Consider the following 16,705-nt stretch of genomic DNA (forward strand, 5'->3'; position numbering starts at 1 on the left):
ACCCCGCAGGGAACGCATGAGGCGCGCATAGTCCCGCGAAAGGTCACGGGAATGTAACGGCGCGAGGGTTGTGCGCATGTCGTACGAACCCGCCACCCTCTCGCTCGACATCGCCGTGCCCGTCTACAACGAGCAGGCGACCCTCGAGTCGTCCATCCGCCGCCTCCACACCTATCTGACCGACTCCGTCGAGCGGAGCTGGCGGATCACCATCGCGGACAACGCCAGCACCGACGAGACCGCCGCCATCGCGGACCGGCTCGCCGCGGAGCTGCCCGGCGTCGTCGCGGTGCATCTCCCCCTGAAAGGGCGCGGTCGCGCGCTCAAGCAGGTGTGGGGCGCCTCCGAAGCGGAGGTGCTCGTCTACCTGGACGAGGACCTCTCCACCGATCTCGCCGCGCTGCCCCCGCTGGTCGCCCCGCTGCTCTCCGGGCACTCCGACCTCGCGATCGGTACGCGGCTCGGCCGCAGCTCGCGCGTGACGCGCGGCGGCAAGCGCGAGTTCATCTCCCGCAGCTACAACCTGCTGCTCCGGCGGACGATGTCCGTCGGGTTCAGCGACGCCCAGTGCGGGTTCAAGGCGATCAGGAAGGACGTCGCGCAGCGGCTCCTCCCGCTCGTCGAGGACGACGCCTGGTTCTTCGACACGGAGCTGCTGATCCTGGCCGAGCGGTCGGGCCTGCGCATCCACGAGATCCCGGTCGACTGGGTCGACGACCCGCAGAGCTCCGTCGACATCGTGAGCACCGCCGTCCAGGACATCAAGGGGATGGCGCGGGTCGGCACGAACATCGCCCGCGGCCGCATCCCCGTCGAGTCGATCTACGCGGAGCTGGGGAGGCGGCCGTTCGCGCCGCCGCGACCGCCGAGCTTCTTCGGCCAGGTGGTCCGCTTCGGCGTCGTGGGGGTGCTCTCGACCGTCGCGTACGCGCTGCTCTACCTGCTGCTGCAGACGATCGTGACCCCGCAGGTCGCCAACTTCGCGGCCCTGCTCATCACCGCGGTGGCGAACACCTGGGCCAACCGGCGCTTCACCTTCGGGGTGAGCGGGCCCGGGATGGTGCGCCACCAGTTCCAGGGACTGATCGTGTTCGGGATCGCGTGGGCGCTCACCAGCGGCTCGCTGCTGGGCCTGCACGCGTTCGTGCCCGACGCCTCGGCACGGCTGCAGCTGGTCGTGCTCACGGTGGCGAACCTCGTCGCCACCCTCGTGCGGTTCGTGCTGCTGCGGCTCTGGGTCTTCCGGGCCTCCCGCCGCTCACCGGCCGCCCCCGCCGCCGTGCAGGCAGACCCCGCCTCCCGACCGCTCTCCCTCACCACCAGCGAAAGCGAGTGACATCATGACCACCACCACGACCACCGCTTCCACCCCCGTGGCGCCGATGCCGACGGCGGACGCCCCGCCCGGCCGCGCCCGCGCGATCCTCCGCCGCCTCGTGCGCGGGAGGGAGGACGCCGCCGCCTGGGAGCGCCCGGCGCTGCTCGGCCTGCTGGCCGTCACCCTCCTGCTCTACGTCTGGGACCTCGCCGCGAGCGGCTGGGCCAACTCGTTCTACTCGGCCGCGGTGCAGGCGGGGTCCGTCAACTGGGAGGCCTTCTTCTACGGCTCCAGCGACGCGGCCAACTCGATCACGGTCGACAAGCCGCCGGCCAGCCTGTGGATCATGGCGCTCTCGGTCCGGATCTTCGGGTTGAGCTCGTGGAGCATCCTGCTCCCGGAGGCGCTGATGGGCGTGGCGACCGTCGCGCTCGTCTACGCGACGGTGCGCCGCCACTTCACGGCGCGCACCGCCCTCCTCGCGGGCGGGGTGCTCGCGATCACCCCCGTCGCCGCGCTCATGTTCCGGTTCAACAACCCGGACGCGCTGCTGGTGCTCCTGCTCACGCTCGCCACGTATCTGACGCTGCGGGGGATCGAGTCGGGCCGCATCCGCTGGGTGGTGTGGGCCGGTGTGGCGATCGGCTTCGGCTTCCTGACGAAGCAGCTGCAGGCCTTCCTCATCCTCCCGGTGCTCGCGGGCGTCTATCTCGCCGCGGCGCCGATCTCGTGGAAGAAGCGGTTCGGGCACCTGTTCGCCGCTCTGGGCGCCGTGATCGTCGCCGCCGGCTGGTGGGTCGCGATCGTCGAGCTGGTGCCGGCGTCGTGGCGTCCGTACATCGGCGGCTCGCAGACCAACAGCTTCCTCGAGCTGACGTTCGGCTACAACGGCCTCGGCCGGCTCACGGGTGACGAGACGGGCAGCGTCACCGGCGGCGGGGCCACGACCGGCGGCGGGATGTGGGGATCGACCGGCATCGCCCGCCTCTTCGAGAACGAGATCGGCGGACAGATCACCTGGCTGCTCCCGGCCGCGCTGGTGCTGTTCGTGCTCGCGCTCGTCCTCGGTCGCCGCCTGGCCAGGACCGACGGCCGGCGCGCCACCCTCCTGCTCTTCGGCGGCTGGCTCGTGGTGACGGCGCTCGCCTTCAGCTTCATGGCCGGCATCTTCCACGCCTACTACACCGTCGCCCTCGCCCCGGCACTGGCCGGAGTCGTCGCGATCGGCGCGGCCACGGCCTGGGGCGCGCGCGACCGCCTCTGGGTGCGCATCGTGTCGGCCGTCGCGATGCTCGGCACGGGCGTGTGGGCGTGGGTGCTGCTGGACCGCGCGGCGGACTGGCTCCCCTGGCTCAAGGTCGTCGTGGTGGTGCTCTCGATCGTCGCCACGGCGATGCTCCTGCTGCCGCAGCGCGGCCGGGCACTCCGCACCGCGACCATCGCCACCACCCTCGTCGCCGGGCTGCTCGCGCCCTTCGCCTACACGATCCAGACCGTCACGACCGGGCACACCGGCTCGATCGTCACGGCCGGCCCCACGGTGGCCAGCGCGATGGGCGGCCCGGGCGGCGGAGGGGGCCGCGGCTTCGGCGGCGGAGGCCAGGGCGGACCCGGCGCGACCGGCGGCACCGGCGGCCAGGGCGGGACCCCGCCGAACGGTTTCGGCGGCCAGGCCCCGGGCGGCACGACCGGCGGGACCAACACCGGCGGGACCACCACCGGCGGCACCGGCGCCCAGACCGCTCCGGGCGGCGCGGGTGGAGGCGCGGGATCGCTCCTCTCCTCCGGCAGCGTCGGGTCCGCGCTCTCGGCCCTGCTGAAGGCGGACGCCTCCTCCTACACCTGGGTCGCCGCCGCGATCGGCTCCAACTCGGCGGCCGGCTACCAGCTGGCCACGCAGGAGGCGGTCATGCCGATCGGCGGCTTCAACGGCTCCGACCCGTCGCCGACCCTGGCGCAGTTCACGGCCGACGTGGCGAAGGGCGAGATCCACTACTTCATCGCGGGAGGCGTCGGGCAGTCGAACGGCGGCAGCAGCGCCTCCAGCGCCATCGCCAGCTGGGTCGAGCAGAACTACACGGCGAAGACGGTCGACGGAGTGACGGTCTACGACCTGACCGAGTAACAGAGGGACGAAGTGTCGGGGGCCCGGGCCATCATGGAGACATGACGGACGGGCCCCCTCTCACGCGCGCGCCCGCGCCCGTCTCCGACACGGCGCCGCACGGGCGGATCGGGGTCGCCGGGGGCACCGCCCTTTACGTCGCCGCGGTGCTCGGCACCGGCATCCTCGTGCTCCCGGCGCTCGCCGCCTCCGTCGCGGGCCCCGGCGCCATCCTCGCGGTGGCCGCCCTCGCGCTCATCTCGGTGCCGCTCGCGGCGACCTTCGCCGCTCTCGCCCGGCGGCATCCCGATGCGGGCGGCGTCGCCACGTTCGCCCGTCGCGCGTTCGGCCCGACCGCGGCTCGGATCGTCTCGTACTGGTTCTTCTTCGGCACGCCCATCGGCGCGCCGATCGCCGCGCTCATGACCGCGCGCTATGTCGTCGCCGTCACCGGCGGGGACGCGGTGAGCACCGTCCTGATCGCCGTCGCGCTCATGGTGGTGCCCGTCGCGGTGACGGCGTTCGGCGTCCGATTCGCCGCGTCGGTGCAGCTGGTGCTCTCGGGCGCCCTGGTCGCGGTGCTCGTCTTCGTGCTCGCCGTGGCCGTGCCGCACGGCGACACTGATCACCTGCAGCCGCTGCTCCCGCACGGCTGGGCCGGCGTCGGCCTGGCGATGAGCCTGTACATCTGGGCGTTCGCCGGGTGGGAGGCCGTGGCCGGCATCGGCGGCGAGTTCCGCGATCCGCGCCGCGACATCCCGCGCGCGACGGCGCTGGCGCTCGTGATCGTCTCGGTCGCCTACCTGGCGATCCAGACGGTCACCGTCCTCGTCCTCGGCGACGCGGCGTCGACGAGCGAGGTGCCGCTGCTCGACCTCGTGACGGTGTCGACGGGCGCGGGCGGTGGCATCGTCGTGGCCGTGATCGCGGCGATCGTCGTCACCGGCGTCTTCAACGCCTACCTCGCCGCCTTCTCCAAGCTGGGAGCGGCGATGGGCCGCGACGGCGACCTGCCGCGCTGGTTCGGCCGTGGTGCCGAGAACGGCGCGATCGCGCGGCGCGGGCTGCTGCTCTCGGCCGTGGTGATGGCCGCGTACTCGGTCGTCGTGCTGGCCAGCGGCGATCTCCAGCCGTTCATCCTCGTGCACACGAGCATCGCGGCGGCGGTCTACGGTCTCGGCGTCGCGGCCGCGGTCGTGCTGCTCCCGCGCTGGTCCGTGGGGTGGTGGATGGCGGTGCTGTCCTGCGTGTTCGCCGCCGGGCTCCTGGTGCTGGCGGGCTGGCACCTGGTGTTCCCCGCGGGGGTCGCGGTCGTCGCCGTGCTGGTCGGCGTCGTGGCGCACCGGGCGCGGCGCGGTGCGCCCGCCCGCGACGGCGCCTGACGGGAGCGGACCGCCGCAGGCGCGGCATCGCGCATAATGAGGGGAACCCGCGCCCGACGGCGGCGCACATCCGAAGGGGGACGCCGTGACGGCAGACGAGCACGCCGAATCGCCGCAGCCTCCCGCGCCCGCCGCGCGGCCGCATCCATCGCGCGCGTCGAGCATGCGCGACGTCGCCGCCCTGGCCGGAGTCTCGCACCAGACCGTGTCGCGCGTCATCAACGGCCACGCCAGCATCCGCGACGAGACGCGCGAGCGGGTGCAGCGGGCGATGGACGAGCTGAACTACCGCCCGAACCGCGCCGCCCGCGCGCTCGTCACCGCCCGCTCGCGCACCATCGGGGTGCTGTCCACCTCCGCCGCGGCGCTGTACGGCCCGGTGTCGAGCATCAACGCCATCCAGGACGCCGGGCGCGAGGCGGGCTACTACATCGCCGTCGCCCAGCTGGCCGACCTGAGTCCGGCCGGCATCGAGGCGGGCCTCGACCACCTGCTGGCCCAGGCGGTGGAGGGCATCATCGTGATCGCGCCGCAGGAGGTGGTGCTGGAGCAGATCGCCGCGGTGCGGCTCGGCGTGCCCTACATCACGCTGCAGGGCGGCACCGCGAGCACCGACCGCGAGCTGTCGGTCGACCAGGTCGCGGGCGCGCGCACCGCGACCCGGCACCTGATCGAGCTGGGGCACCGCACGATCGCCCACTTCGCCGGTCCGCAGGCCTGGTTCGAGGCGCAGGCGCGGCGGACCGGCTACGAGGAGGAGCTGGCCGCGGCCGGCCTGTCGGCGCCGGTCGTCCCGCACGGCGACTGGACCGCCGAGTTCGGCTACCGCGCCGGCCTGCAGCTGCTCGCCGACCGGACGCTCACCGCCGTCTTCGCCTCCAACGACCAGATGGCCCTCGGCGTCTACCACGCGGCCCACGAGGTCGGGCGGCGCATCCCGGAGGACCTCAGCGTGGTCGGCTTCGACGACATCCCGGAGGCGGCGCACTTCTGGCCGCCGCTGACCACGGTGCTGCAGGACTTCACCGCGCTGGGCCGGGGGAGCGTCGAGCGGCTCGTCGCCGAGATCGAGGGAGGGGCGGAGCCATCGGCCGCCAGCATCCTCCCGGACCTGATCGTGCGGGCCTCGACCGCGCCGCCGCGCTGACCGGCCGCGCCCGGGCGTCGGCCCGGGTCAGTCTTCGGTGCCGTCCGTCCACAGTCGCGGCCCGGAGCCCTCGGCGGCGAGCTCGTCGGACGGGTTCTGCAGCGAGCACCGCCGCAGGCTGAGGCAGCCGCACCCCATGCAGTCGGTCAGGTCGTCGCGCAGGTGCTGGAGGTCGCGGATGCGCGCGTCGAGCTCGGTGCGCCACAGACGGGAGAGACGCGCCCAGTCCTTCTTCGTCGGCGTGCGTCCCTCGGGGAGGGAATCGAGGGCGGCGCGGATGTCGGCGAGGGGGACGCCCACCCGTTGCGACACGCGCACGAAGGCGATGCGGCGCAGCACGTCGCGGCGGTAGCGCCGCTGGTTGCCCGCGGTGCGCTCGCTCGCGATCAGGCCCTGGCGCTCGTAGAAGTGCAGGGTCGAGACGGCGACGCCGCTGCGGGCGGCGACGTCGCCCACGGTGAGGACGGGTTCTGCCGGAGTCATTGACCTCAACCATAGTTGAGGTTCTAGGCTCGTGGCATGACCTCCCGCGACACCGACGCCGAGCCCGTCGGCGCCCCTCTCCCTGCCGCGCCCGCGGCTCCGCCCGCCGCCGACGAGACGCCCGCCGACCGCTCCCCGCCGGGCGGCGTGCTCAGCGCCCACTACCGGTGGGTGAGCATCGGCATGTGCCTGCTCATCATGCTCGCCGCGTTCGAGGCGCTCGCGGTGACGACCATCATGCCGACGGTGAGCCGGGAGCTGGACGGCGCCGCCCTCTACGCCTTCGCCTTCGCGGGCCCGCTCGCCGTGAGCGTCGTCGGGATGGTGATCGCCGGAGCCTGGGCCGATCGCGGCAACCCGCGTTCCGCGCTCTTCGCCTCGGTCGTGTTCTTCGCGATCGGCCTGCTGGTCGCCGGGACGGCGCAGACGATGCCGATCTTCGTCACCGGCCGCCTCATCCACGGCCTGGGCGGCGGGGCGCTCACGGTCGCCCTCTACGTGATCGTCGCGCGGGTCTACCCGCCGCGGCTGCACCCGCGCATCTTCGCCGGCTTCGCCGCGGCCTGGGTCGTCCCGTCGCTCATCGGGCCGCTGATCGCCGGACTCCTGGCCGAGAGCGTGGGCTGGCGATGGGTGTTCCTCGGCGTGGTCGGGCTGGTCGTGCTCGCGATGTTCATGGTCGTCCCCGCGATGCGCGGCGTCCACGGCCCGGCGGACGGGGCCGAGCTGCCGCCGCGCGATCTGGGCCGGATCGGTCTGGCCGTGCTCGTCTCGGTCGCGGTCCTCGCTCTCACGCTGTCGGCGGAGGCGACCGGCCCGGTGCAGTGGATCGTGCCGCCGATCGCGGCCGCCGGGGCGATCATCGCGCTGCGCCCGCTGCTGCCGGCGCGGACGCTGCGTGCCGCCCGCGGCCTCCCGAGCGTCATCCTGACCCGCGCGCTCGTGGCGGGCACCTTCTTCGCCGCCGAGGTCTACGTGCCGCTCCTGCTGGTGTCCCAGTACGGCCTCTCGCCCGCGCTCGCCGGCCTCGCCCTGACCGCTGCGGGGCTCAGCTGGGCGGCCGCCTCCTGGGCGCAGGGACGCTTCGACGGCCTCGCGAGCCGCACCGCCGCGTGGCTCGGGCCGCTGGGACTGTCGGTCGCGATCGCCTCCCTGATCGCGACGGCGGTGTTCCACCTGGCCCCCGCGGTCGTCGTCGTGGGCTGGGCCTTCGCCGGCGCCGGGATGGGGTTCCTCTACCCGCGGCTCGGCGTTCTGACGCTCCGGTACTCCACGCAGGACGACCAGGGCTTCAACAGCTCGGCGCTGTCGATCGCCGACGCGATCGGATCGGCGATCGCGCTCGCCGCGACCGCGATCGTCTACGCCGCGCTGCACGCGGCGGGCGGCGCGTGGCCGTTCGTCGGGGCGTTCGTGCTCACCGGGGCGCTGTGCGTGCTCGCCTGGATCGTGGCACCGCGCATCCTCCCGCGCTGACGACCGAGCCAACTGGTATTGTTTTGGTACCAGTGGTACTCAAGTTGTCTGGAGGCATGGATGGAGACGGTCGCGGGACCCGCGGTGCTGGTCAGCCACCTGGGCTACGACAGCCGGGCGCCGAAATCGGCGGTCGTGATCGGGGACGACGTCACCGCCGTGCACGTCGAGCGCGACGACGGCCGCCGGACGGACGCGGTCGTCGGGGCGGCCTCCGGGGTCGCGTCCTGGGGGTCGGCGCGCTACACGCCTGTCGAGTTCTCGGCGCTCGAGGAGAGCGGCCGCTACCGGGTGGTCGCCGAGGTCGACGGGCGACGTGTGGCGTCCGAGCCGTTCACCGTCGCGCCGGACCGCCTTCCCTCCCTCGTCGTCTCGGACATCACGGCGATGTTCCGCGCCCAGCGATCGAGTGGGGAGATCGACCGCAAAGACGCGACCGCGCACTTCTACGGCGATGACTCGGGCCGCTCCGTGGACGCCCGCGGCGGTTGGCTGGACGCGTCGGGCGACTACAGCAAGTTCCTCAGCCATCTGACCTACACGCGCATGATGAGCCCCCAGCAGATCCCGCTCTGCGCGTGGGCGCTGCTCACCGCCGGTCGCGAACTGGCCGCTGCCCACCCGGAGTTCCGCACCAGCCAGTACCCCCGGCTGCGCGACGAGGGCCTCTTCGGCGCGGACTTCCTGGTCCGCTTCCAGGACCCCGCCGGGTACTTCTACACGGGCATCTTCGACGCGCTGACCAAGCGGCTCGAGGAACGCGTCATCACCGCACCGTTGCAGGAGAGCGTGCGGACCCAGCGCTGGCAGGCCGCCTACCGGCACGGGGGCGGTCTCGCGATCGCCGCGCTCGCCCTCGCCGCGACGGCCGACGCGGACGGCGAGTTCGGCCGCGACGCGTACTTCGCCGCGGCCGTGACGGGCTTCGATCACCTGCAGGAGCACAACCGGGCGTATCTGTTCGACGGGCAGGAGTCGATCATCGACGACTACGGCGCACTGCTCGCCGCGGCCGAGCTGGTGAACGCCGCCCGGCTCCGCAGCGAGGGGTCGGAGCGGTTCGAGCGCGCCGGGGCCGAGCGCGCGGCGTCGCTGGCGAGCCGGCTCCGGGCGGCAGACACGGGGGAGTGGCTGATCGGCGACGTGGAGGGTCGACCGTTCTTCCACGCGGCCGAGCCCGGCCTGCCCGTCGTCGCGCTGCTCCGCTGGGCGGAGGTCCTGCGCGCGGAGTCCGGCGGCGACGAGGGCCGGCGTGCCGGGCTCCTCGAGGAGGCCGCGCTCGCCGAGCAGACGGCGCTCGCCGCCCTCCGGGGGCTGCTGACGCGCACCGACGCGGTCTCGAACCCGTTCGGCTATCCCCGTCAGCGCGTCCAGCCGCTCGGAGGAGAGCCGCGGGACGCCTTCTTCTTCCCCCACGCGAACGAGACGGGGTACTGGTGGCAAGGCGAGAACGCCGGGATCGCCTCACTGGCCTACGCCGCCGTCGTCGCCTCCCGGCTGCCCGGGTGCGACGCTCCGACGCGCTCGCGGCTCCTCACGCTGCACGCCGACGTGCTGGCTTGGGTGGGCGGCCTGAACCCGTTCGACTCCTGCATGCTCCAGGGGCGCGGCCGCAACGGCGTCGAGTACTCGGGGGTCTACCAGAACACGCCGGGCGGCATCGTCAACGGCATCACGTCCGGCTGGAGCGACGAGGACGCGATCGCCTTCCTCCCCGCCGAGGCGCCGGACGGCGAGGAGTGGCGCTGGGCCGAGCAGTGGATCCCGCACTCGGGCTGGTTCCTGCTCGCCGTCTGCGCGGGCTGACCGGGCCGGGCGGCAGCGACGGCTAGCCGCCGACGACCTGCGCCAGGCTCCCCGGGGCGAGCCCGAGGGTCCACTCGGCGACGTCGGCGACGAAGCGCGCCTGCGCCGGGTGGCTGAGGTCGCCGGTGCTGTTGACGTACGAACCGCTGCCGTCCACGGCGATGAGGAGGCGGATGCTCGCCGCCTCCGGATCCACCTCGGCGAACTCGCCCGCCGCGACGCCGGCGGCGAGGATCCCCGCCAGCTCGGCGCGGTCGAGGGCGTCCTGCTCGCGCAGCGTCTCCTCCAGGGACGGCGCGAACCGCGAGAGGTGCCGGGCGTTCAGCCAGAGCCGGGCGAGCGGCAGGGAGGCCCCGCTGTCGATGTGGTGGACGAAGTGGGCCAGCCGCGCGATGGGCGTGCCCTCCTGGGGGAAGAACTGCACGCGCTCGATGGTCGCGGCGCGCACGAAAGCCTCCTCCACCAGGTCTTCCGCGGCGGGGAAGTAGTGGGAGATCAGCCCCGGCCGCACGCCGAGGCGCGTCGCGACCGCCCGCAGCGTGATGCGCTCCAGACCCTGCTCGAGCGCGATGGCGGCCGCCTCGGACAGGATCTCCTCGCGCCGCTCCTCGGGAGCTTTCCGCGAGCGGGGGGAGGGTGTGCTTGACTCCATGACCTCCATGCTATTGAATGACTGACCAACAGGTTATTGGCCATGTGACCAACAGCAATGATGCTGAGTCGGGAGAGAGACCGTATGTCCACAGAACGGATCGGCGCCGAGGAGTTCGTCGACGCCTCCACGGCACCGGAGACACGGGGGATCGAGGTCATCGGCGACGCCGAGCGCCACGGCCGCGCCCGCGACCTCTTCTTCGTCTGGGCGGCGCCGGGGGTGAGCATCCTCAACTTCACCGTCGGCGCGACGCTCATCCTCCTGGGCCTGGAGATCTGGCAGGCCATCGCGGTGATCCTCGCCTCGTCGCTGCTCTGGGTCTTCCCCGGCCTCATCGCCGGGAGCGGGCCGGCCGCCGGGACGTCGGGGTCGGTGGTGACCCGCGCGATGTACGGCGTGCTCGGCAATAAGCTCTTCGTGGCCTTCGTCGGCTGGTTCATCGGAGCGGTGTTCCTGTCCCTCACCTGGCTCGCGTCGTCGTTCATGGGCGCCGACCTGCTGCGCCGGATCGGGCTCGACGACCCGGTCTGGGTGCCGATCGGCGTGACGCTGGTCGTCTCCGCGGTGACCGTCCTCGTCGCGATCTTCGGCCACGGGCTGATCCTGCGGATCTACCCGATCATGGCCGTGGTCCTCTTCGTCATCTTCCTGCTGGTCACCGCCTTCATCCTCCCCACGGTGGACTGGGGATACACCGCCCCGCAGCAGCTGAGCGGCGGCCAGCTGTGGTCGGCGATCTCGATCGGCTTCACGATCCTCGCCTCCACGCCGCTGTCGTTCATCAACAGCCCCGACATCGCGCGCTACCTGCCGCGCTCGACCAAGCCGTCGCACATCGCCGCCGCCACCGCGTTCGGCGGCGCCCTACCCTTCATCGTGTTCACGAGCGTCGGCGTGCTGCTGGCGACCGGACTGAAGGCCGGCGCCTTCGACGCGGGCATCGACGTGGCCCTCTTCGACCTGCTGCCCGGCTGGGTCGGCCCGCTGCTCGTGATCGGCGTCATCGTGAACACGATCGCGCTGAACGCGATGACGACCTACACGTCGAGCATGGCGCTGCAGGCAATCGGCTTCCGGCTGCGCCGCATCCCCTCCGCGATCATCGTCGGCGCCGTCGGCACCGCGCTCACGATCTACCTCGTGCTGTCGTCGAGCCTGCTGGAGGCCGCGAACATCCTGCTGCAGCTGCTCGTCATCGTGTCGGGGCCGGCCATGGCGATCTTCGTGGTCGACGTGCTGCGCCGCCGCTACGTCTACGACGGAGCAGAGCTTTTCGACGACTCCCGCGGCAGCCGCTTCTGGTACTCGGGAGGGTGGAGCATCCCAGGCATCGCCGCCCTGCTCCTCGGCGGGCTCGCGACGGCGCTCTGCCTCTCCACCGACGTCTGGACCGGCGCGATCGCCGCCGCCCTCGGGCACGTGGACCTCTCGGTGCCGGTCGGCATGGCCGTCGCCGCCCTCACGTATCTTCTCCTCAGCCGCACTCGACTCGGAAAGGAGGGCCGGCTGTGACCGACCCCACCACCACCCTCTACCGCGACGGCCGCGTGTTCACGGCCGACACCGACCCGGCGAAGGCCTGGGCGAACGCTTTCGCCGTCTCCGGAGACCGCATCGTCTGGGTGGGGGCGGAGGGCGACACCGCGCCCGCCGCCGATCGCGTCGTCGACCTCGGTGGACGGCTCGTGCTCCCCGGGTTCACGGACGCGCACACCCACCTCCTGATGATGGGCGCCGCCCTCGGCCAGGTGTACCTGACCGACGCGCGGTCGCTCGATGACATCCTGCGACTGCTGCAGGAGGCGCGCGCGGCCGAACCGGAGGCGGCCGTGCTCCGGGGGCGGGGCTGGCTGTTCGATGCGGTTCCGGGAGGGACGCCGACCGCGGCGATGATCGACGCGGTGCTCCCGGACGTGCCCGTCTACCTCGACGCCAACGACTACCACTCCTGCTGGGTGAACACGGCCGCGCTGGCCGAGCTCGGCATCACCCGGGACACTCCGGACCCGATCGGGGGCGAGATCGTGCGCGACGCGGACGGCAACCCGACGGGCCTGCTGCTCGAGACCGCCGCGACCGAGTACGCGTGGGGGCAGCGCGACGCCGCGACGACCGACGCCGACCGCGACGCGCACGTCGAGCGCGCCATCGAGGCCTACCTCGCGACCGGCGTCACCGGCGTCGTCGACATGGCGATGGACGAGTTCGGCCTGGCCGCGCTGAAGCGGGCGCAGGAGCGGCACGGCGGCGAGCTGCCGATCCGCGTCGCCGCCCACTGGCTGGTCACGAACACGGGGGACGACGCCGCCAACCTGGCGCAGGTGGAGCGGGCCGCGCAGCTCGCCGCCGAGCCCTCGACCTCCTGGCTGCGCGTCGTCGGGATCAAGCTCATCCTGGACGGCGTGATCGACGCGTGCACCGCGGCCATGCGGCAGCCGTACGCGAACGGCACGAACGCCGACCCGATCTGGCCGCTGGAGCGGCTGAAGCCGGTCGTCGCCGCGGCGGACGCGGCCGGCCTCCAGATCGCCCAGCACGCGATCGGCGACTGCGCGAGCACGATCGCCCTCGACGCGATCGAGCACGCCGTGGCCGAGAACGGCGACCGCCCGCGCCGCCACCGCATCGAGCACCTCGAGTACGCGGCACCCGGCACCGCGGAGCGGATGGCGCGGCTCGGCGTCACCGCCTCGATGCAGCCCGTCCACTCCGACCCGGCGATCTTCGACAACTGGGTCGAGATGCTCGGCGACGAGCGCGTCGACCGCGCCTTCCCGTGGCCCGAGTACGAGGACGCGGGTGCGCTGCTCGCCTTCTCGACGGACTCGCCGACCGCGCCGCACCAGGCGCTCGCCAACATGTACGTGGCGTCGACGCGCGCCTCGGCGCTCGACCCCTCCGTACCCGCGAAGCAGCCCCAGCACGCCGTGCCGCTGGAGCGGGCCGTCGGCCATGCGACCCGGGATGCGGCGGCCTCCGTCGGCGACGGGGACTGGCGCGGACGGATCGCCCCCGGCTTCGCGGCCGATGTCGCCGTGCTCGATGCCGACGTCTTCGCGGACGGGGCCGCCTCCCTGCTCCGCGCCGGCGTCGTCGAGACGCTGGTCGCGGGCCGGAGCGCGTACCGCCTCTAGCGGGCCGGGTCGGCGGCCGCCTCCAGCAGCGGGGCCGGATCCTCCTCGGAGAAGTCCATCACCGGGGGCTTGCGGCGGAAGCCCCCGGTGACGATCGCCAGCACGCCGACGCCGACCGCGACCCAGATCGCGCCCGCGACGAAGGTGGTGCCCGAGAGGCTCGTCCACAGCCACACCGTGAGCGCGAAGCCGATGAGCGGGGCGACGAGGTGCGTCGTCATCGCCCGGGCGCCCCGCTCCTTGCCGTCGATCACGTAGTGCTTGATCACGGCGAGGTTGACGAAGCTGAAGGCCACGAGCGCGCCGAACGAGATCACGGAGGCGGCGACGTCCAGCGGCAGCGCGAGCGCTCCGACCAGGCCGACGGCGCCGACGATCAGGACCGCGAGCCACGGCGTCTTGAAGCGGGCGTGCACCGCGGCGAACACGCGGCGAGGCAGCTGGCCGTCGCGTCCCATCGCGAAGAGGATTCGCGCCACGCTCGCCTGCGACGTCATCGCGGAGGCGAAACTGCCCGCGATGTAGGCGGCGGTGAAGAACGTGAACAGGGCGCCGCCGCCGATGCGCGTCATGACGTCGAGCGGTGCCGAATCGGTGTCGGTGAAGTGGGCGTAGTCCGGGAACACCAGACCCGCGATATAGGCGGTGACGATGAACAGCAGGCCGCCCGCCAGCGTGCAGAGCAGGATGGCCCGCGGGATGGTCCTGCGCGCATCCTTCGCCTCCTCCGAGAGCGTCGACACGGCGTCGAACCCCAGGAACGCGAGGGCGAGGATCGCCGCCCCCGCCGCGATGCCGCTCAGCGGGGTGCCGGCCGAGAAGAACGGATCGAGCAGGTTCGGCACGGACGAGGCGCCCGAGAGGTACGAGAGCCCGGTGATCACGAAGACCGCGATGAAGACGATCTGCACGCCCACGAGCGCGAGGTTGGCCGACGTCACCAGGGTGATCCCGATCACGTTGAGCACCGTGACCAGCACGACCGACCCCACGATGAACACCCAGGCCGGGACGGCCGGGAACGCGGCGTTCAGGTAGATGCCGATGACGAGGTAGTTCAGCAGGGGGAGGGCCAGGTAGTCCAGCAGCAGCGTCCAGCCCGTGAGGAAGCCGAGGTGGCGGCCGAAGGTGCGTTGCGTGTACGTGTACGCCGAACCGGCCACCGGGTAGGCGCGGACCATGCTGGCGTAGCTGCCGGCCGTGAACAGCATGGCGATGGTGGTCACGAGGTACGCGCCGGCGAGGTGGCCGCCGGTGGTCTCGGTCACGAGGCCGTAGGTGGTGAACACCGCCAGCGGCAGCATGTACGCGAGGCCGAACAGCAGGAGGGACGGGGTGCCGAGGCTGCGCTTGAGGCGCGGACCGGCCGGAGCGACGGTGCTCGCGGATCCAGGAGTGGAGTTCACGGTGTGCCTTTCGGGGTGGGTGGAAAGCGTTTACCCGCGAATGTACAGCTTTGGTCCGTGATTGGTAAACAGTTTCTTTTCCCGGGCTCCCGTCACCGCATCAGGGCTCGATGACGGCCTTGACGAAGCCGGGCGCGCGGTCGGCCATGAGCGAGTAGGCCTCGTCGATGCCGTCGAGCCCGAAGCGGTGCGTGACGAGCGGGGCGAAGGTGAAGCGGCGGCTCGCGACGTGGCCGAGCGCCTCGGCCATCGCGCGCATCACGCGCGGGTGGTCGGGGCAGAAGCCGTTGACGACCGTGGCGCCCTTGTACCAGAGCTCCATGTCGAAGGGGGCCGTTCCCGCGTGGTGGTAGCCGACGACGCAGAGGGTGCCGAACGGGCGGACGAGGATGGATGCGGTGGCGAGGCCGGGCGTCACACCCGTCGCTTCGAGCACGACGTCGGCGCGCGGATCCGCGCCGCCCGGGTCGGCGCTGCCGTCCGCCGCCGCGAAGGCGGCGACCTCGTCCGGATGGAGGGCGACCTGCGCGCCGAGGTCGAGCGCGCGCCGGCGTGCTTCGGGGTTGGGGTCGACGGCGATCAGCGTGCGCGGGGCGCGGGTGCGGGCGAGCTGCAGGAGGCCGAGCCCCATGAAGCCCAGCCCGACGACGGCGACGCGCGACCCGGCGTCGATCGGCGTGCGTGAGAGCGCCTCTTCGAGCGTGGCGATGGGTTCGCCGATCGCGTGCGCGGGCTCGACGCCGGCGGGTACGGGCAGGAGGAGTCCGGCGTCCAGCACGGCGTGCGTCGCGAATCCCGGGCCGCCGAGCCCGGTGACGAGCTCGCCCTCGCGCCAGCGCGCGGCTCCGGGGCCCGCGGCGACGACGCGGCCCGCGATCTCGTGGCCGAGGGCGATGGGGTCGGCGCCGCTCGCCGGGCCTTCGCGCCAGGGCGTCAGATCGGACGTGCAGACGCCGCTGGCGAGGATCTCGACGAGCACCTGCCCGGGGCCGGGGTGCGGCGTGGGGACCTCCTCGATGCGCGAGGTGCGGGCGGAGACGACGCGACTGATCAGCATGCGGACAGTGTAGTCCGCGTGGTCGATTGTGGTGTTATGTGGACAGCTTGCGGATCGGTCGTGCTCAGGCTCTACCGGGCACTCTCGGGGTGTTCCGACCCGATTCCCCATGTTTCGGGCGTGTGAAACATCTGTTCAGCTCTTGTTACCGTTCACTTATCGTCTTAGTCTGGCATCGGGTGGTATTGATCTGGGATACCGTTCGGTTCACTCGCCCGGGCTCCGCGACGGTCCCGGACGACGCATTTCAAAGGAGAGTGTGTGGTGCAGACGTATACCGCGGCCGTGGTCGCCGCAGGCGGTCAGGGGCGGGTCCACGCCTCCGCCTACCGCGCCGACGAGCGGGTGCGGACCGTGGGGGTCGCCGACATCGACCTCCGCGTCGCCCAGGGCCTCGCCGCCGAATTCGGCATCCCGGCGGCGTACGCCGATGCCGTGACCATGCTCGACGAACTGCGCCCCGACATCCTGAGCGTCTGCACTCCGCCGCAGCATCGCCGCGCCGTGGTCGAGGCTGCGATCGAGGCGGGGGTCCGCGCCATCCACTGCGAGAAGCCGTTCGCCCTGAGCTACGGCGACGCCATCGCGATGGCCGAGCGCGCGACCGAGGCCGGGGTGCAGCTCACCGTCAACCTCCAACGGCGGTTCGAGCCGGTCCACCGCTTCGCCCGCGGCCAGCTCGACGAGGGCCTGATCGGTGAGCTGGTCACCATCGAGGGCTACTGCCCGAACCTGTT

Annotated in this window: 13 protein-coding genes (1 of these 13 running past the window's edge); 9 read left to right on the forward strand and 4 right to left on the reverse strand. The window is 72.6% G+C overall.

The features are described from left to right. Positions 1-76 precede the first annotated feature (76 nt). From BGO91_RS12150 to BGO91_RS12165, 4 genes are all read left to right on the forward strand, one after another. A complete protein-coding gene (locus BGO91_RS12150; protein ID WP_290473008.1) occupies positions 77-1,336 on the forward strand; it encodes a bifunctional glycosyltransferase family 2/GtrA family protein in 1,260 nt (419 codons plus the stop codon). Positions 1,337-1,340: 4 nt separating this feature from the next. Continuing rightward, on the forward strand, positions 1,341-3,443 hold the full coding sequence (locus BGO91_RS12155; RefSeq protein WP_290473009.1) for a glycosyltransferase family 39 protein: 2,103 nt from the start codon (positions 1,341-1,343) through the stop codon (positions 3,441-3,443). A gap of 41 nt (positions 3,444-3,484) precedes the next feature. Continuing rightward, positions 3,485-4,804: an amino acid permease gene (locus BGO91_RS12160; RefSeq protein ID WP_290473010.1), complete on the forward strand. Its 1,320-nt coding sequence runs from the start codon at positions 3,485-3,487 to the stop codon at positions 4,802-4,804. 163 nt (positions 4,805-4,967) lie between these two features. Beyond that, the gene (locus tag BGO91_RS12165) at positions 4,968-5,951 is read left to right on the forward strand and encodes a LacI family DNA-binding transcriptional regulator (RefSeq protein WP_290473144.1); all 984 of its coding nucleotides are present in this window, start codon (positions 4,968-4,970) and stop codon (positions 5,949-5,951) included. Positions 5,952-5,978: 27 nt separating this feature from the next. On the opposite strand, the gene soxR is transcribed toward BGO91_RS12165, so the two are convergent. After that, positions 5,979-6,434, reverse strand: coding sequence for a redox-sensitive transcriptional activator SoxR (gene soxR, locus BGO91_RS12170; RefSeq protein WP_290473011.1), 456 nt, complete (start codon positions 6,432-6,434; stop codon positions 5,979-5,981). A gap of 36 nt (positions 6,435-6,470) precedes the next feature. Between soxR and BGO91_RS12175 the strand changes: the two genes are divergently transcribed. Together BGO91_RS12175 and BGO91_RS12180 are read left to right on the forward strand one after the other, a co-directional pair. Further along, positions 6,471-7,910, forward strand: coding sequence for an MFS transporter (locus tag BGO91_RS12175; RefSeq protein ID WP_290473012.1), 1,440 nt, complete (start codon positions 6,471-6,473; stop codon positions 7,908-7,910). Between the two features lie 60 nt (positions 7,911-7,970). Further along, entirely contained in the window at positions 7,971-9,716 is a 1,746-nt protein-coding gene (locus tag BGO91_RS12180) for a glycoside hydrolase family 9 protein (RefSeq protein ID WP_290473013.1), read from the forward strand. 22 nt (positions 9,717-9,738) lie between these two features. On the opposite strand, the gene BGO91_RS12185 is transcribed toward BGO91_RS12180, so the two are convergent. Next, positions 9,739-10,368, reverse strand: a complete 630-nt coding sequence (locus tag BGO91_RS12185; RefSeq protein WP_290473014.1) for a TetR family transcriptional regulator — start codon at positions 10,366-10,368, stop codon at positions 9,739-9,741. Positions 10,369-10,452: 84 nt separating this feature from the next. Here BGO91_RS12185 and BGO91_RS12190 point away from each other — a divergent pair, with 84 nt between their 5' ends. Then, positions 10,453-11,883 carry a cytosine permease gene (locus BGO91_RS12190; protein ID WP_290473015.1) on the forward strand — a complete coding sequence of 477 codons (1,431 nt, stop codon included), beginning with the start codon at positions 10,453-10,455 and terminating at the stop codon, positions 11,881-11,883. Continuing rightward, the gene (locus BGO91_RS12195) at positions 11,880-13,505 is read left to right on the forward strand and encodes an amidohydrolase (RefSeq protein WP_290473016.1); all 1,626 of its coding nucleotides are present in this window, start codon (positions 11,880-11,882) and stop codon (positions 13,503-13,505) included. Before BGO91_RS12190 ends, BGO91_RS12195 begins: the two co-directional genes overlap by 4 nt. Here the strand turns inward: BGO91_RS12195 and BGO91_RS12200 are convergent. Continuing rightward, the gene (locus BGO91_RS12200) at positions 13,502-14,911 is read right to left on the reverse strand and encodes an APC family permease (RefSeq protein WP_290473017.1); all 1,410 of its coding nucleotides are present in this window, start codon (positions 14,909-14,911) and stop codon (positions 13,502-13,504) included. The two genes, BGO91_RS12195 and BGO91_RS12200, sit on opposite strands and share 4 nt — an antisense overlap. A gap of 100 nt (positions 14,912-15,011) precedes the next feature. Beyond that, positions 15,012-15,968, reverse strand: coding sequence for an alcohol dehydrogenase catalytic domain-containing protein (locus tag BGO91_RS12205; RefSeq protein WP_290473018.1), 957 nt, complete (start codon positions 15,966-15,968; stop codon positions 15,012-15,014). 264 nt (positions 15,969-16,232) lie between these two features. Here BGO91_RS12205 and BGO91_RS12210 point away from each other — a divergent pair, with 264 nt between their 5' ends. Beyond that, positions 16,233-16,705, forward strand: partial view of a Gfo/Idh/MocA family oxidoreductase gene (locus tag BGO91_RS12210; RefSeq protein ID WP_290473019.1) — the 5' end (the start) only. The gene runs 586 nt beyond the window's last position; only the first 473 of its 1,059 coding nucleotides appear in the window; its start codon is at positions 16,233-16,235; its stop codon lies off the right edge, out of view.

The sequence above is a fragment of the Leifsonia sp. 71-9 genome, from assembly GCF_001898805.1.
In the GTDB taxonomy this organism is placed as follows: domain Bacteria; phylum Actinomycetota; class Actinomycetes; order Actinomycetales; family Microbacteriaceae; genus Leifsonia.

Excerpts from the sequence above, each read along its gene's own strand:
- BGO91_RS12150 (WP_290473008.1), top strand. The coding sequence starts at position 77 with ATGTCGTACGAACCCGCCACCCTCTCGCTCGACATCGCCGTGCCCGTC.
- BGO91_RS12175 (WP_290473012.1), top strand. The coding sequence starts at position 6,471 with ATGACCTCCCGCGACACCGACGCCGAGCCCGTCGGCGCCCCTCTCCCT.
- BGO91_RS12190 (WP_290473015.1), top strand. The coding sequence starts at position 10,453 with ATGTCCACAGAACGGATCGGCGCCGAGGAGTTCGTCGACGCCTCCACG.
- BGO91_RS12165 (WP_290473144.1), top strand. The coding sequence starts at position 4,968 with ATGCGCGACGTCGCCGCCCTGGCCGGAGTCTCGCACCAGACCGTGTCG.
- BGO91_RS12180 (WP_290473013.1), top strand. The coding sequence starts at position 7,971 with ATGGAGACGGTCGCGGGACCCGCGGTGCTGGTCAGCCACCTGGGCTAC.
- BGO91_RS12205 (WP_290473018.1), bottom strand. The coding sequence starts at position 15,968 with ATGCTGATCAGTCGCGTCGTCTCCGCCCGCACCTCGCGCATCGAGGAG.
- BGO91_RS12185 (WP_290473014.1), bottom strand. The coding sequence starts at position 10,368 with ATGGAGTCAAGCACACCCTCCCCCCGCTCGCGGAAAGCTCCCGAGGAG.
- BGO91_RS12160 (WP_290473010.1), top strand. The coding sequence starts at position 3,485 with ATGACGGACGGGCCCCCTCTCACGCGCGCGCCCGCGCCCGTCTCCGAC.
- soxR (WP_290473011.1), bottom strand. The coding sequence starts at position 6,434 with ATGACTCCGGCAGAACCCGTCCTCACCGTGGGCGACGTCGCCGCCCGC.
- BGO91_RS12155 (WP_290473009.1), top strand. The coding sequence starts at position 1,341 with ATGACCACCACCACGACCACCGCTTCCACCCCCGTGGCGCCGATGCCG.